This is a genomic window from Pseudarthrobacter sp. Y6 (genome assembly GCF_050156205.1).
Classification (GTDB): Bacteria; Actinomycetota; Actinomycetes; order Actinomycetales; family Micrococcaceae; genus Arthrobacter.
In genome coordinates, this window is sequence record NZ_CP189574.1 from 1384242 (window position 1) to 1398636 (window position 14395).

13 protein-coding genes are annotated in these 14395 nt (G+C 64.7%); 3 read left to right on the forward strand and 10 right to left on the reverse strand.

Translation table 11 applies throughout. The features are described 5' to 3' along the window. The first annotated feature begins 86 nt into the window (after positions 1–86). Entirely contained in the window at positions 87–1109 is a 1023-nt protein-coding gene (gene glpX, locus ACQCSW_RS06670; RefSeq protein ID WP_181037131.1) for a class II fructose-bisphosphatase, read from the forward strand. Positions 1110–1276: 167 nt separating this feature from the next. Next, a complete protein-coding gene (locus ACQCSW_RS06675; protein ID WP_426990041.1) occupies positions 1277–2212 on the forward strand; it encodes an endonuclease domain-containing protein in 936 nt (311 codons plus the stop codon). Between the two features lie 27 nt (positions 2213–2239). Here ACQCSW_RS06675 and ACQCSW_RS06680 read toward each other — a convergent pair whose 3' ends face one another. The 5 genes from ACQCSW_RS06680 to ACQCSW_RS06700 all read right to left on the reverse strand — a co-directional run bounded on the left by ACQCSW_RS06680 (position 2240) and on the right by ACQCSW_RS06700 (position 7971). Beyond that, positions 2240–3205 carry a lipid II:glycine glycyltransferase FemX gene (locus ACQCSW_RS06680; RefSeq protein ID WP_426990042.1) on the reverse strand — a complete coding sequence of 322 codons (966 nt, stop codon included), beginning with the start codon at positions 3203–3205 and terminating at the stop codon, positions 2240–2242. Between the two features lie 3 nt (positions 3206–3208). Beyond that, positions 3209–4459, reverse strand: a complete 1251-nt coding sequence (gene manA / locus ACQCSW_RS06685) for a mannose-6-phosphate isomerase, class I (protein ID WP_426990043.1) — start codon at positions 4457–4459, stop codon at positions 3209–3211. Between the two features lie 86 nt (positions 4460–4545). Beyond that, positions 4546–6195: an LCP family protein gene (locus ACQCSW_RS06690; RefSeq protein WP_426990044.1), complete on the reverse strand. Its 1650-nt coding sequence runs from the start codon at positions 6193–6195 to the stop codon at positions 4546–4548. Positions 6196–6205: 10 nt separating this feature from the next. Then, the gene (gene purE / locus ACQCSW_RS06695) at positions 6206–6778 is read right to left on the reverse strand and encodes a 5-(carboxyamino)imidazole ribonucleotide mutase (RefSeq protein ID WP_426990046.1); all 573 of its coding nucleotides are present in this window, start codon (positions 6776–6778) and stop codon (positions 6206–6208) included. Continuing rightward, entirely contained in the window at positions 6775–7971 is a 1197-nt protein-coding gene (locus tag ACQCSW_RS06700; protein WP_426990047.1) for a 5-(carboxyamino)imidazole ribonucleotide synthase, read from the reverse strand. Before ACQCSW_RS06700 ends, purE begins: the two co-directional genes overlap by 4 nt. Before the next feature lie 172 nt (positions 7972–8143). Between ACQCSW_RS06700 and ACQCSW_RS06705 the strand changes: the two genes are divergently transcribed. Then, positions 8144–8755, forward strand: a complete 612-nt coding sequence (locus ACQCSW_RS06705) for a GtrA family protein (protein ID WP_426990048.1) — start codon at positions 8144–8146, stop codon at positions 8753–8755. Positions 8756–9042: 287 nt separating this feature from the next. On the opposite strand, the gene ACQCSW_RS06710 is transcribed toward ACQCSW_RS06705, so the two are convergent. The 5 genes from ACQCSW_RS06710 to cpaB are packed head-to-tail and all read right to left on the reverse strand — an operon-like array spanning position 9043 to position 14367. Next, positions 9043–9924 carry a type II secretion system F family protein gene (locus tag ACQCSW_RS06710; protein WP_426990049.1) on the reverse strand — a complete coding sequence of 294 codons (882 nt, stop codon included), beginning with the start codon at positions 9922–9924 and terminating at the stop codon, positions 9043–9045. A 7-nt stretch (positions 9925–9931) separates the two neighbouring features. After that, the gene (locus ACQCSW_RS06715; RefSeq protein ID WP_426990050.1) at positions 9932–10864 is read right to left on the reverse strand and encodes a type II secretion system F family protein; all 933 of its coding nucleotides are present in this window, start codon (positions 10862–10864) and stop codon (positions 9932–9934) included. Positions 10865–10867: 3 nt separating this feature from the next. After that, positions 10868–12403 carry a CpaF family protein gene (locus ACQCSW_RS06720; RefSeq protein WP_426990051.1) on the reverse strand — a complete coding sequence of 512 codons (1536 nt, stop codon included), beginning with the start codon at positions 12401–12403 and terminating at the stop codon, positions 10868–10870. Further along, positions 12404–13600: an AAA family ATPase gene (locus ACQCSW_RS06725; protein WP_426990052.1), complete on the reverse strand. Its 1197-nt coding sequence runs from the start codon at positions 13598–13600 to the stop codon at positions 12404–12406. It abuts the gene before it with no gap. Further along, entirely contained in the window at positions 13597–14367 is a 771-nt protein-coding gene (cpaB, locus tag ACQCSW_RS06730; protein WP_426990053.1) for a Flp pilus assembly protein CpaB, read from the reverse strand. Before cpaB ends, ACQCSW_RS06725 begins: the two co-directional genes overlap by 4 nt. Between the last annotated feature and the right edge of the window lie 28 nt (positions 14368–14395).

The window sequence follows — 14395 nt, forward strand, 5'->3', positions numbered from 1 at the left end:
CAGAGGAATCACCGCACCGGCTGAATCCGGCGGAGCGGGTCCAATGATCGCCACTCGAAGAAGAGGTTCACGTGTCACCAGCGCCTATGACCCAGCAGTATTCCACGATCTCCCCCTCCCTGGCAGTGGGGATCGACGAGCCGGACCGCAACCTTGCACTGGAACTCGTCCGCGTCACCGAGGCAGCGGCCATCGCCGGCGGCCACTGGGTTGGCTTCGGCGACAAGAACAAGGCCGACGGCGCGGCCGTTGACGCCATGCGCTCCTTCCTTCACACGGTCCACTTCAACGGCGTTGTGGTCATCGGCGAAGGCGAAAAAGACGAAGCCCCCATGCTGTTCAACGGCGAACATGTTGGCGACGGCACGGGACCCGAGTGCGACGTCGCTGTGGACCCGATCGACGGCACCCGCCTGACCGCCCTCGGCATCAACAACGCACTGGCAGTCCTCGCCGTGGCTGAGCGCGGCTCCATGTTCGATCCGTCCGCCGTCTTCTACATGGAGAAGCTCGTCACGGGCCCGGAAGCCGCCGACATGGTGGACCTCCGCCTGCCGGTCAAGCAGAACCTGCACCTGATTGCCAAGGCGAAGGGCGTGAAGGTCAACCAGCTCAACGTCATGATCCTTGACCGCGACCGCCACCGTCCGCTGGTCGAAGAGATCCGCGAAGCCGGTGCGCGCACCAAGTTCATCATGGACGGCGACGTTGCCGGCGCAATTGCCGCAGCCCGCTCCGGTACCGGCGTTGACGCCCTCATGGGCATCGGCGGCACGCCGGAAGGCATCGTTGCTGCCTGTGCCATCAAGTCGCTCGGCGGCGTTATCCAGGGCCGGCTGTGGCCCACGAGTGACGACGAGAAGCAGAAGGCCATCGACGCCGGCCACGACCTGGACCGCGTGCTGTCCACCAATGACCTTGTCTCCAGCGACAACTGCTACTTCGCCGCCACCGGCATCACCGACGGCGACCTCCTGAAGGGCGTCCGCTACTCCAAGGACAAGGTCCTCACCCAGTCCATCGTGATGCGTTCCAAGTCCGGCACTATCCGCTTTGTTGACGGCGAGCACCAGGCCAGCAAGTGGGAAGGCTACGCCCGCAAGAACTAGCAGGTTCTTCACCCCGCGTACTCCTGCGCGAACTGGCAGCTAATGACCCCAAATCCCTGATTTGTCGTCATCAGCTGCCAGTTCGCGTTTCAGCAGGTAACTCAGCCTGTGGATAACGAAAACCGCCAGCCGAAATTGGTCCACAATGGAGCATGTCCCGGACGCCCATGCCTCCTCAGCTCCCGCACGGATCATTTCTTGTTGCCGATGCAGAGGCCCTGGGCCTCACTCGGAGACAGCTGAGCCGGGAGGGCATATTCACGCCCTCGCGCGGCATCAGACTGCCGCTGGGCAGCACCGGAAGTGTCGCAGAAAACATCCGCGCCTACAGCCGCCTTGACCCCAGTTCCGTCCTGACGCACTCCACCAGCGCGAGAATTTGCGGTATATGCCTGCCGGCGTGGCTGGAGCAGGACTGGGGGATCCACATTGCCCGCCCGGCAGACGGCTGCAAGCCGCGCCGGAGGAACGTTGTGGGTCACCAATTGTCATTCAAGTCCGGCGAGGTCATATCGTTCGACGGAGTTCGGCTCACGTCACCTGCCCGTACCTGGCTCGACCTGGCCACAATGCTGAACCTCAACGACCTTGTCGCGGCCGGTGACTCCGTTGTCGTCAGCCATGGAGATGACTTCCCGATGCCACGGAAGCCGCTGGCAACTGTGGCCGACCTGAGGTACATGGTGGGTCAGCATCCGGGAATGCGCGGGGTGAAAACGGCGCGGTTAGCCTTGGATCTGATCAGGGTTGGAGCGGACTCGGCACCCGAAAGCCTGATGCGGCTGGCACTGGTACAGTCGGGACTTCCCGAACCGACATTGAATGTTGTGCTCCGCAACGGGCTGGGTCACCCCGTGGTTTGGCCGGACGCTGCCTATCCGGATTATCGGATCGCACTGCAATATGACGGCGCCCACCACAGTGATCCTGACCAGCACCGCCGCGACATCAAGCGGCAGAGCCTGACTGAAAGTCTGGGCTGGCGAGAAATCCGTGTCCAGAAAGGTGACCTGGAGGGGGAACTGCCCTTCGTCGTCGAAAAGGTGCGGGCGGTCCTGAGCGGTTCGTCGGCCTGGACCGGGTGGGAACGAACTGGCAGCTGATGACTCCAAACAGCGAATTTGAGGGTATTAGCTGCCAGTTCGCGCGGAGGGGGAGCGGAGGGCGCGGAGCCTGTCGCGCAGCTTGCGGGCCAGCTGGTAGGCGTTGTACCGGAGCTTCTTCACGGGGAGGTCCCAGGTGCCGGGGTACGCCACCTCGTGGCCGCCGAAGGACTTCTTGAAAGCGGTGAAACCTGCCCATTTGTGGTCGGGCTGGTCCGCAGGCGCAACACCCCACAGGTCCACGTGTTTCTGGCCCCGGTCCTTGGCGTCCGCCATCAGCGTCACCAGGAGCGGTATACCCGCGCTTAGCTTGCGGTGCGTATCATCCAAGGCTGCGTGGGCATAAGTCCGGGTGTCCGCGGAATCGTAGGCCAAGGCCGCGGCGATGGGACCGCCGTGCAGTTCGGCGATGAACAGTGTCGCAGCGCCTGCCGGCATGAGGGACGCCGCCACCTGGGTCAGGTACTCGTCGCTCTGCGGTTTGAATCCGTTCCGCCGAGATGTCATGTGCAGGAAGTTCAGCAGGATCCTGATGTCGTCCGGGTCCTGCGACGTCCGGAAGGTGACGCCCTTCTTGTGGATGTTCCGGTAGAGGTTCCGGTTCACGGGCTTCATCGCGGCCAGGACGTCCTTGAAGTCGCCTTCGAGGTCCACGATCCAGCTGAGTTCAGGCTGCTGGTTCACGGGTGCCGGCCGCAGGCCGCGCCGGCTGAGCTCCGCGGCGGCCGGCATCTCCAGCCCGGCGGACACCGGCTCAATCCTGACAACCACAGCCCCGCACGACCGTGCCGTTGCCACCAGGGCTGCCAGGGCGGCGTCGAACGCCTCCGGGGAGGATGCCACAGGTCCATAGGGGGCGTAGAGGACCTTGCCGGCCGGGTTTTTCTCCTCCACGGCCAGGAAGCTCCAGCCCGGGCCGGACTGCTGGTGGACGGTGCGGCCCAGCGAGGACTGGACGTCCGCCCAGGCGGGCGTCTGCAGGAAGTAGTCCACGGCTCAGGCCTTCAGGGATGTGGTCACGGCGAAGGCAATGGCCGGTGATTCGGCCCCGGCCACCGGGTGGACGTTGACCGGTGCTTCCGCGGCGGGCAGGAAAGCGCTGCCACCGCGCGCCAGGTGCAGGTCGCCCTTGGGCGAGTCGAGATACACCGATCCGGCAACGACAATGACGACGGCGGCGCCCGCCTGGGCCAGTGGGACCGGCTCCGCGCCGGGGGCCAGTTCGATCCGCTGAAGCTGGAACTCCCGGAAGGGCGGCTGGTAGAGCTCCTGGCCAAAGCCGGAGAATTCCGGCGTGAGCATCGGCACCGCCACCGGCCGGAATTCGATGGTCCGCAGCAGCTCCGGCACATCGATGTACTTCGGAGTCAGCCCGCCGCGGAGCACGTTGTCCGAGGACGCCATGACTTCGACACCCATGCCGTGCAGGTACGCGTGCACGTTGCCGGCGGGGAGGTAGACGGCTTCGCCGGGCGCCAGCGAAATCCTGTTCAGGAGCAGCGAAATCAGAACGCCCGGATCGCCCGGGTACTTCTCGTTGAGGCTGATGACTGTGGACAGTTCCGCCTGGAACGGTGCCAGCGGAGCGCCGGAGATCAGGGCGGTCGCCACCATCGCTGTTGTGTGGGAGACGTCTTCGCCGCCCTTGATCAGTCGCTCGAAGGCGCTCCTGAGCCCCGCGCCCTCGTCCGGGTTTTCCAGGACCTCGAGCAGTTCAACCAGCAGGGGCGGGATCTCGGTTTCCACCGGGTCGAAGCAGGCGGCGAGGTGGAGCAGGATCTTCCGGGTTGCAGCCGGCGCCCGGAACCCGCACAACGCTTCGAAGGGCGTCAGCGCGAAGATCATTTCGGGCTTGTGATTGTCATCGCGGTAGTTGCGGTGGTCGGCATCGGGCGCAATGCCTTCAGCATTTTCACGGGCGAATCCTGCTTCCGCCTGTTCGATGCTGGGATGGACCTGAAGCGACAACGGCAGGGAGGCAGCAAGGATCTTGGTCAGGAACGGGAGCCGCGGGCCAAACTCGGCCACGGATTCGCTGCCCAGGAAATGTTCCGGATCTTCGGCAATCAAGGCATCCAGCGGTCCCACGGAGCCATCCGCCCGGCGGGCCATTGAAGGGGCCCCGGGGTGGGCGCCGATCCAGAGTTCCGCTTCCGGACGGCCGGACTCCGGGCGTCCCAGCAGCCCGGCGATGGCGGTTGTCGATCCCCAGGCGTAGTCGCGGATGACGTTTTCAATTTCGTACACAGCCGGTGTCCGTTCTTGGTCTTGAGATCTACGTAGTCTTAAGTCAGGTGCTGCGGCCGGGTTTTCGGGGCGACGGCGCAGCGGGCCTAGAGCGGCGCGCATTGGCCGTTGGTAGCCACCAGTTCACGCAGCGCCTGTTCGTTGCCTTCGCTCTTGAGCTGGTTCAGCATCGCCTCGGTGATCGGCTCGCCGTCGGGCGTTGTGGTCACCGGAGTGAAGTCCGACGACGGCGGGGCAGTCTGCGCGCCGGCTCCACCGGCTGCCGGGAACGCAGCCATGGGCAACTGCGCGGACGCTTGCAGCCGTCCGCCGGCCGTAGCAGGCTCAACGAGGCCGTCGACGCGTGCGGCAGCCTGCGGTGCGGATGCGGAGGCCAGCAGCTGGTCCACTCTGTCGTGAATCATGTCAAAGTCGGGCACGGTGGAGAAGGACGCGTCAAAATCCGGCGGCCCGATGGTCAGCCGTTTGACCTCCTGGCCCTTGGCTTTCATGGCGAGATCCACAAAACTGCCCAGCTGGGAGGAGGAGATGTTTGAGTCCACAACTTTGGTGCCCGCATTGGCGATGTCCTCGAATTTGGACAGCAGCGTCGCCGGGTCCAGCTGTTTCAGCATGGCCTGCTGGACGCACTGCTGCCGCTGGATCCGCGCGTAGTCATCAACGAATTCGCGGGAGCGGCCGTACCAGAGGGCGTGATAGCCATCGAGGTGCTGGTCGCCGGCGGCGATCCACCCGAGCGGCATGCCGTGGATGCCGTTGGCTTCGTCGATCATGTCCCCGCTCATGGGCACCCAGCCGCCGGCCTTGATCCGGATACCGCCCATGGCATCGATCAGTTTGGCGAAGCCATCCATATCCACCAGCACGTAGGCCTGGACTGTTATCCCGAGGGTTCCCGACACAGCCTCGAGCGTGGCTTGGGCGCCGGGGTCTGCAACGCCCGGGTACAGGTCCGCGTGCTTGTTGGTCACTTCGGTGTTGATGGCGTTGATGAGACACGCGTCGCCGCAGTCGTAGCCGTCCGGGTAGACCTGGCGCATGGGCGAGCCTTCGCTGAACTGGGCGTTCTGCAGGTTGCGCGGCACGGAGATGATGGCTGTCTGGCCGGTCTTGGCGTCCACGCTGAGTACGGACAGGCTGTCCGGGCGCCTGCCAGTGCGGTCGGCGCCGGCGTCACCGCCCATCATCAGGAAGTTGTAGCGGCCGTCCACGGGATCGATCGATGGTCCCGCCGCGAAGATGCTGCCGATGGCGTTGCGGCCCACGTTCAGCAGGTATGCGGCATACCCGAGGGTGCCGCTGCTCAGGACCAGGGCAAGGACCAGCGCGATGCCGACGGCGGGACGCGCCGCCGGTGCCAGCAGGACGGGGCGGATCAGCCGGAGTGTGTTGATGAACAGGAACGCCCATCCGAGCGCCAGTGCCACCAGGACCAGGATGATCACCAGCGAGGCAAACTGATTGGTGAGGATGTTGATCAGGAGCGACCGGTTCACGGCCAGCAGCAGCAGAGTGACTGCCAGCAAAGCCCAGGCGCTCAGGGTGACGCGCAGGGCAATGCGGCCGAGCTTGCGGTCGCCGGCCACAATTTGGGCGCTGCCGGGCACCAGCAGGGTCATCAGGACCAGGGCAAAGCCCCGTTTGGTCCGGACGGGTACGGAGGCGCTGGACGGATACCGGACAGGATCAGTCATGACCGTGCCGGTTGCTGGCTGCTGCGGTTCGCTTCTGGACATGTCGGGTTCCTTAACGGCTGCCCCGGAGAACACCATTGCCGTCGGCGAAGACTTCGCTGACTTTCTGCCTGAGGTTGGCTCCCTTGCGGGTGGCGACGTCGTTGAGTTCCTGGGCGAAGTCCAGGAGATCGGCGCGAAGCGAGGCTGCCAGCTCGTCCGTACCCGACGCGAGGATCCGGACTGCAAGCAGGCCTGCGTTCCGGGCACCGGCAATGGACACGGTGGCTACTGGAACGCCGGCCGGCATTTGCACGATGGAGAGGAGGGAATCCATGCCGTCCAGGGTCTTCAGCGGGACCGGGACGCCAATGACGGGCAGGGGCGTCACGCTCGCCAGCATGCCGGGAAGGTGGGCAGCTCCGCCGGCGCCCGCGATGATGACCCGCAGCCCGCGCTCGTGGGCGGTCTGGCCGTACCGGATCATTTCGGTGGGCATCCGGTGAGCGGAGACCACATCGGCTTCAAAGGGGATGCCGAACTCAGCCAATGCATCCGCGGCGGCCTCCATGACCGGCCAATCCGAGTCTGAGCCCATGACCAGCCCAACGACGGGACGGGGGCCGGTGGTGGATTCGGTGGTCATGCGTTCTCCTCGGAAATCCGTGCTGATTCTTCGGTGGGAACCCGGCCGTCGCGGATGATGGCCGCCACACGGGTTGCGCGTTGCCGGACCGAGTCCACGTCATCCGTGGAGGTCCCTACCAGGTTGACATGGCCCATCTTGCGTCCGGGACGCACTGATTTGCCGTAGCAGTGGACCTTGGCGGCCGGCTCGCTGGCAAGGGCGGCCGGGTAGGCGGAAAACAGATCCTGGTTGTCGCCGCCGAGGAAGTTCTTCATGACCACTACCGGGCCCAGGATGTCGGTGGCACCCAGCGGCAGGTCCAGGACCGCCCGCAGGTGCTGCTCAAACTGACTGGTAACCGAACCGTCTTGGGTCCAGTGGCCGGTGTTGTGGGGACGCATGGCGAGTTCGTTGATAAGGAAGCCGACGCCGGAGCCCGGCGTTTCAAAGAGTTCCGCCGCCATCACTCCGGTGACGCCCAGTTCCGTGGCGACGCGCAGTGCCGCGTCTTCCGCGGCCGCGGCGACCTCGAGGGGGATGTCCAGGGCAGGGGCAATGACTTCGTCGCAGACGCCGTCCACCTGGATGGTGTGCACCACCGGCCAGGCCCTCGCTTCGCCGCCCGGGGTCCGCGCCACCAGCGCGGACAGTTCGCGGCTGAACTCAACTTTGGCTTCGGCGAGGAGCGGACTCATGGCCTCGAACCACGGAGCAGCCTCTTCGGCGCCGTCGGCGGAGTCGATGATCCGCACGCCCTTGCCGTCGTAGCCGCCGCGGGGCATCTTGAGGACAACGGGCCAGCCGGTTTCTTCGCCGAATCTGACGAGCGCCGTGACGTCAGCGACGGCAGCCCAGGTGGGGTTTGGGAGCCCCAGGCTGTCAATGGCAGCCCTCATCACCAGTTTGTCCTGTGCATTGACCAAGGCGTCTGGACCGGGCTGGACATTCACACCGGCGGCCAAAAGCGCGCGGAGGTGGTCCGTGGGGACGTGTTCGTGGTCGAACGTCATGACATCCAGGCCGTCCGCGAAGTCGAGGAGTGTCTGGAGGTCCTTGTAGTCACCCACAGGTGAATTGGATACAGCCGACACGGCTGAAACGTCCTCCGCCTCAGCCAGGACACGGAGTTCAAAGCCAAGGGCGGTAGCGGCCGGGGCCATCATGCGCGCGAGTTGGCCGCCGCCAACCACGCCGATTACTGGAAAAGTCACATGTGCCAGCCTACAGAAAAGCTCACCGGATCCGGGCTTTGGGACGTCGAGGGGACCGCTTTTCGGGTATTTCCGCTTGTACCCTGCGCTCCGCGTGGGCCGGTTCACCGATTTCGGGTCTAAAATAGACCTCTGGCCGTGTGGCCCATTGAACGGACGGCCATGGAGGGTCATGTTTAGCGCACTTGCAGATCGTATCCGGGGGCTCGCCTCGCTATTTTGGCGTGAAGTGGCCAAGTTCGGAGCCGTGGGCGGTGTGGCCTTCGTCATTGACTCGGCAATCTTTATCTGGCTATTCACCGGACCGATGCACGGCAGCGAGGTCTGGGCCAAGGCCGTGGCAACCATCGTGGCAAGCATCTTCTCGTGGGTTGCCAACCGTTACTGGACGTTCCGCCACCGCAAGCAGGCCAACGTGGCCCGCGAGGCCGTGCTCTTCGCCGTCATGAACCTGGTGGGACTCCTGATCGCCTCAGGCTGCGTCTGGTTCGCGAAGTACATTCTGGACCTGAACGACAAACCCTCGCTCTTTATTGCCGGCAGTGTGGTGGGCCTGGTCCTGGGCACCATCTTCCGCTTCTTCGCCTACCGGTTCTGGGTCTTCAACGAAGAACTGGACCAGGAGCCGGAGTTCTCACACGACCACGAGCTCATCGAGCGGCATCACCAAGAGAAGGCTGAAGCGATCCGCAGGCTGATGACGGCGTCCAACGCCTCCGGGCGATCCTCGGCCTGGACGGCGGCAGTTAGGCGGCTGAAGCGCTGGTCCCACAGGGCGGCGTAATCACGGGCGAAGCCACGGGCAAGTTCGGGGCCGTCCAGTTCTGTTTCCAGCTCCGCCAGGATGTCCGGTTCAATCCAGCGTATGGCCTCTTCGCCCGGCTTCAGCAGTCCGGCATGCACGTCCGCAACAGACCCCGCAGCCGACGGCTCGGCAGGGACACCCCCGCTGCTGGAGGTGAGAGGTGGGCTGTCCATGCTTCAAGGCTACTTCCTGTAGTTACTTGGGAGTCCGTTTTCGGTAGATCCTGTGGAAACCTTGAGTCATCCTTGACGGGTGGTATCGCGCGGTCATTGCCCGCTGAAAGTGGCAATCGTGTTGATAACAGCGGGACCCAGAATGGCGATGAAGAGCACGGGAAAGATAAAGAACAGCAACGGGAAAAGGATCATCACAGGAAGTTTCATGGCCTTCTCCTCGGCACGCTGGCGGCGTTTGACCCGCATGACCTTGGCCTGGATCCGCAACACGCGGCTGATGGCGATGCCGTAGGTGTCGGCCTGGATCACGGCCTGGACAAAGCTCCGCAGCTCCGGGATGTTGGTCCGCTCGGCCAGGGCCTGGTACGACTCGCGGCGGCTGCGGCCCACCTGCATGTCCTGCAGGGTGCGGACCAGCTCCTCGGCCAGCGGTCCCTTGCCGTTTTCGCCGGCGCGGGCCATGGCCCCTTCGAAGCCCAGGCCCGCCTCTACAGAGATCAGCATCTGGTCCAGGGTGTTGGCCAGTTCCAGCTGCATTGCCTTCTGGCGCTCCAGGCCTTTGCTGTAAAGCATCAGGTCCGGGACGAAGTAGCCCAGGAATAGGAGGAACAGGCCGGCGAGCCGCATCATGGGCGGCGGGTTGCCGAGGCTGATCAGGACGAACAGCGAAGCTCCTACCAGGCCCAGCGCCGGCTTGGCCATGAGGATCCGGCTCAACGGCCAGCCGTTTGGCCGTCCGGCGAGTGCGAGCAGCCTGTCCAGTTTGCGGACGTAGGCCGGTGGCGTCAGGCGGTAGCCGATGCCGGCCAGCAAGCCTGCGGATTGCTTTTCAGGCGCCTCGGCAGACCGCCGGCCGCGGTTCAGGATCGCCACTGTGGCAGTCCGGGCCTTCCGGTCCACGGAGAGGACGGCCCACGCCAGGTAGCCGATGGGCAGGGAGACCAGCAGTGAGGAAATTACGAAGGGGCTCACGGTCGCCTCAGAACTTCAGATCGATGATTTTGCGCATCCACAGGCTGCCAAGCGTCATCATGACGGCCGAAGCGCCGATCATGATCCACCCCAGCGGGTTTGTGAACATCGGGTTCATGTAGCCGGGGTTCACCATCATCAGCATCACGACAATTCCGAAGGGCATGGCGATCAGGATGTAGGCGGAAAACTTGCCCTCCGCGGCAAGGGACTTGATGTGCCCCTTGATCTCGCTGCGCTCTCGGATGGTTTCGTTCACCTGGTCCAGGACTTCCGCCAGGTTTCCGCCTACTTCGCGGTTGATCTGGATGGCCTGGGCAATCCAGATGAAGTCCTCGTTCTGCATGCGTTCGGATGTGTCAGTCAAGGAGGCGAGCAGATCCCTGCCCAGACTGGTCTCTGTGATCACACGGCGCATTTCCTCGGACGTGGGGCTCTGGGATTCAGAAGCTGCGGCGTCGATGGCCCGCAGAATACTGTGTCCGGCCCGCAGCCCGCCGGAGAGGAGCTGCAGCGTGTCACCGAGCTGCTGATCGAACTTGGCACGGCGTTTGCCGGCAAGGATTCCCAGCAGGACGTCCCCCACGAAGGGCGCCAGGAAGGCCAATAGGACGGAGACAAAGGGTACGCCGATCACCAGCCCCACCAGGGCCCCCACGATGGCGCCGGCAATGACCAGCACCATGAACTCAGCCTGGCTGAGGCGGACACCGGCATTCTCCAGTGCGTCGCGGTTGTAGAGCCGGACGTTCCTGGTTGCCAGGAACCTGTCCAGGCCTCCCACGGTGGCCGTGGACAGCCGGGTAAGGCCCGACGGCGGGTCCGCCTCATACGGGCGCCGCCGGTCCAGCGCTATGTCGGGAGTTCGTGGCAGCACCAATGCCACGCCCACCAGAACCGGGGCAAGGAACAGGAGTGCGGCTCCCAGGATAATGAGCATCGCTTAACTCCTGCCGTCGACGGTTGGGGCAGTAGCCGCGGGAGTGGCGAACACCGCGGGCGAAACGTGGATCCCCAGGTCCTCGAAGCGGTCGATGAACCGTGGCCGGATTCCGGTGGCCACGGGCTTGCCAAGGAAGCGCCCGTGGACGTCCACCCCGGCCGAGTAGTCGAAGACAAAAGCATCCTGGAGAGTCACAATGTCGCCTTCCATGCCCTGGACCTCGGTGACGTGGGTGATGCGGCGGGAGCCGTCGCGCAGACGCGAGATCTGCACAATGAGGTTCACGGCGGAGGCGATCTGTTCACGGATGGCCCGCAGCGGTAGGTCCATCCCGGCCATCAGCACCAGTGTTTCCAGACGGGCAACGGCGTCGCGCGGCGAGTTGGAGTGCACGGTGGAGAGGGACCCGTCGTGGCCGGTGTTCATGGCCTGGAGCATGTCCAGTGATTCGCCGCCACGGACCTCACCCACCACAATGCGGTCAGGGCGCATTCGCAGCGAGTTCCGGAGGAGTTCGCGGATGGTCACCTCGCCTTTGCCCTCGGTGTTGGGCGGGCGGCTCTCAAGTCGGACCACGTGGTCCTGCTGGATCTGGAGCTCGACAGCGTCCTCGATGGTCACAATCCGTTCGTTTGCCGGCAGGAAGGAGGACAGGACATTCAGCAGCGTCGTTTTGCCGGTGCCCGTTCCGCCGGACACGATGATGTTGAGCTTGGCTTTGACGCAGGCGTTGAGCAGTTCAGCCATTTCCGGCGTCAGGGTGCCGAAATCGATGAGGTTCCGGACGGTGAGGGGGACCTTGCTGAACTTACGGATGGTCAGCGATGATCCGCCCACGGCCAGCGGGGGGATCACGGCGTTCACGCGCGACCCGTCTTCGAGCCGGGCGTCCACCAGGGGCGAGGATTCGTCAATGCGGCGGCCAACTTTGGACACGATGCGTTCAATCACCTTGCGCAGGTGCTCCTCGGAGCTGAACCGCGAATCCGCCAGAGTGAGGTGCCCTTTGCGCTCCACGTAAATCTGGTCCATGCGGTTGACCATGATTTCGGTGACCGCGGGATCATCGAGCAACCGCTGCAGCGGGCCGTAGCCCAGCACATCATCGGCCACGTCCTGGACGAGGCGCGTCCGCTCCTCGGGGGAGAGCGGCACCTGCTCGGCATCGATGATCCGGGTGAGTTCGTCCTTGGCCGATGACTTCAGTTCGAGTTCCGTGATGGCAGAGTCGCTGAACCGTGCACCCAGGTGCTCAAAAAGGGCCGTCGCTGCCCGTTCCTTGAGCGCGGCAAAGACGTCCACCGGTTGCTGGAACTTCGGCCGGATCTCTTCCGGGGGATCAGGGAGGACGACGGCGGCAGGCGGTGCCGCCGTCGTCGTCCATTGTTCAGGGGTCTGGTCAAACCACTGCACCCGCTGCGCGGGCATTTCGGGGCGCGGCAGTTCGAGCGTGGGTGAGGAAGCCCGCGCGGGGGCGGGTTGCTGCCCGGATTGGGTTTTCGCCTGGGCAGCGCTGATGCGCTCTGAAAGTTTCATCTAGACCACGACCCTTCGGTGCAGTTTGCGCTGGGACTTGGCCCGCCATGCAGGGTTGAAACGCTCCACCAGCTGGTTAAGCCCTTTGGTGGCAGGGTCTTTGACCGGTTCCTGGAGGACAGGGATTCCGCGGTTGGTGGAGAGGGCCACCGCCCGGGACCGCGGGATGCTCACGTCCACGGGCGCGCCCATGGTCGATTCGAGGTCCTGGACCGTGAGTCCGTTCTTGGCGTCAGCCATGTTCAGCACCACGTGGCGGGTCTCGGGAAGGATGTCCAGTTGGCGCAGGACGTCCAGCCCGGAGCGCAGGCCGCGCACGCTGGGGATGTCCATGCTGCTGACCCAGACCACATCGGTGCACTTTTCCATTGCGGCGAGGCCGATTTCCGGTAGCCCGGGTGCGGTGTCCACCACCACGTATTGGAACTGTTCGGAGAGCTGTTCGAGGAGCCGGCTGATCTGGTCCGGGGTGATCTCGTCGGCATCGATGGGCGTGGGCGGAGCGCAGAGGGCGTAGATACTGCCAGGGTGGACGGTGAGGAAGGCCTTGAGGACCAGGGAGTCCTGGCTGGCGGCGGGGGAGACCGCGTCCGTGACCGTGTGCTCGGGGTCAAGGTAGAGGCCCGACGCGACGTCTCCGAACTGGAGGTCCAGGTCCACGATGACCACGCTCATGGGCGCCACTTTGCCCAGGCCGATGGCGATGTTGGTGGCAATGGTGGTTTTACCCACGCCGCCCTTGGGCGAGAAGACACCGATGACCAGGCCCTTGTTGGTTTCCGCGTTCTGCTGGGGCGCCTGGGTGCGGTGCCGGCTGGTGAAGGACTGGCTGGCGCGCTCCAGCAGTACCCGGATTTGGGCTGCATCGGAGTCCGGGGGGACGATATCGCGGATGCCGGCACGCATGGCGTGCAGGAGGAAGGCGGGATCGGGTTCGGCGGCCAGAATGACACTGAGTTCGGGGAAGCTGACGTTCAGGACGGTGGCGAGCCGGAGGGCGTCGTCCACGGGCACTTCCGGTCCCAGGACCAGCACTTCGGGCTGTTCCTGGTTCAGGTGAGCGAAAAGTTCGTTGGGGTCCGCCGGCAGCAGGCTGGTGAAGAATGTCTGCACGCCGCCTTGGAGGCCACCCGCCACCGCCTCGCGGAGCCGGGCGTCGAAGCTGACTTCGGGGGTGATGAGGACGAAGCGGCTCATTTGTAAAGGTCCGGTCGGGTAAGGACGCGGGGTCCGCTGTCCTGTGCGTCAAGGGGTTCCCTGCTGAGCCAGATGGAGGCGTACTCGGCAGCGAAAACGATCTTGTCGGCGTTGATGTCGTTTACAGCAACGGTGACCATCAGCGATCCGGTGGGAAGGTTCACGTCACGCGGGTCTGGCGCAGGGGCGTCGGTTGCTGACGGCGCCGGCTTTGCGGCTGCGCCTTCCGGCGCCCGCTGGACGGCGGTCACCAGGGCTTTGTGGATGGACAGCTGGACGGTTTCCTTGTCCGACTTCGCTTCGATGCCGCCGGTGGGCATGGAGATGAAGATGCCAACGTGGTCGCCGGGTGTCACGCGGCCGCCGACGACGCGCTGCGGCTCCAATTGGAAGGAGATTTCCTGCAAGCCTGCGGGTACCGGCACAGAGCCGGATGACTTCAGTTCCTCGGGGGAGACAAGCCGTTCGGCCAGCAGCTGCTCGCCAGGGACCAGGTCTGCGGACGTGACCTTTCCGCCCGAGCCGTCCAAGGTGTTCAGGGCGGTTTTTGCGACGGCGGTGCCCGGCAGTTGCTGCAGTGCCACGGATGCCTTCAAGGTTTCGACGGACGAGCCGGCCGGCGCGGCCTTAGTGACCACCAGGACGCCTACTGGATCCAGGTCACGGACAGCCCGCTGGTCCGCGCCCTGGGCGTAGGTGACAACGATGACCGCCCCGACGATGGCCAGCAGGACTGCCACCACTCCCGCCAACAAACGTGACTTCACTGAGTGCTCCTGTGTTTTTCAAAATCGA

What these genes read in the sequence shown, in the direction of transcription:
- glpX (WP_181037131.1), top strand. Translation starts at nt 87, where the DNA reads ATGACCCAGCAGTATTCCACGATCTCCCCCTCCCTGGCAGTGGGGATC.
- ACQCSW_RS06675 (WP_426990041.1), top strand. Translation starts at nt 1,277, where the DNA reads ATGCCTCCTCAGCTCCCGCACGGATCATTTCTTGTTGCCGATGCAGAG.
- ACQCSW_RS06690 (WP_426990044.1), bottom strand. Translation starts at nt 6,195, where the DNA reads ATGTCCAGAAGCGAACCGCAGCAGCCAGCAACCGGCACGGTCATGACT.
- purE (WP_426990046.1), bottom strand. Translation starts at nt 6,778, where the DNA reads ATGACCACCGAATCCACCACCGGCCCCCGTCCCGTCGTTGGGCTGGTC.
- ACQCSW_RS06705 (WP_426990048.1), top strand. Translation starts at nt 8,144, where the DNA reads ATGTTTAGCGCACTTGCAGATCGTATCCGGGGGCTCGCCTCGCTATTT.
- ACQCSW_RS06715 (WP_426990050.1), bottom strand. Translation starts at nt 10,864, where the DNA reads ATGCTCATTATCCTGGGAGCCGCACTCCTGTTCCTTGCCCCGGTTCTG.
- ACQCSW_RS06720 (WP_426990051.1), bottom strand. Translation starts at nt 12,403, where the DNA reads ATGAAACTTTCAGAGCGCATCAGCGCTGCCCAGGCGAAAACCCAATCC.
- ACQCSW_RS06725 (WP_426990052.1), bottom strand. Translation starts at nt 13,600, where the DNA reads ATGAGCCGCTTCGTCCTCATCACCCCCGAAGTCAGCTTCGACGCCCGG.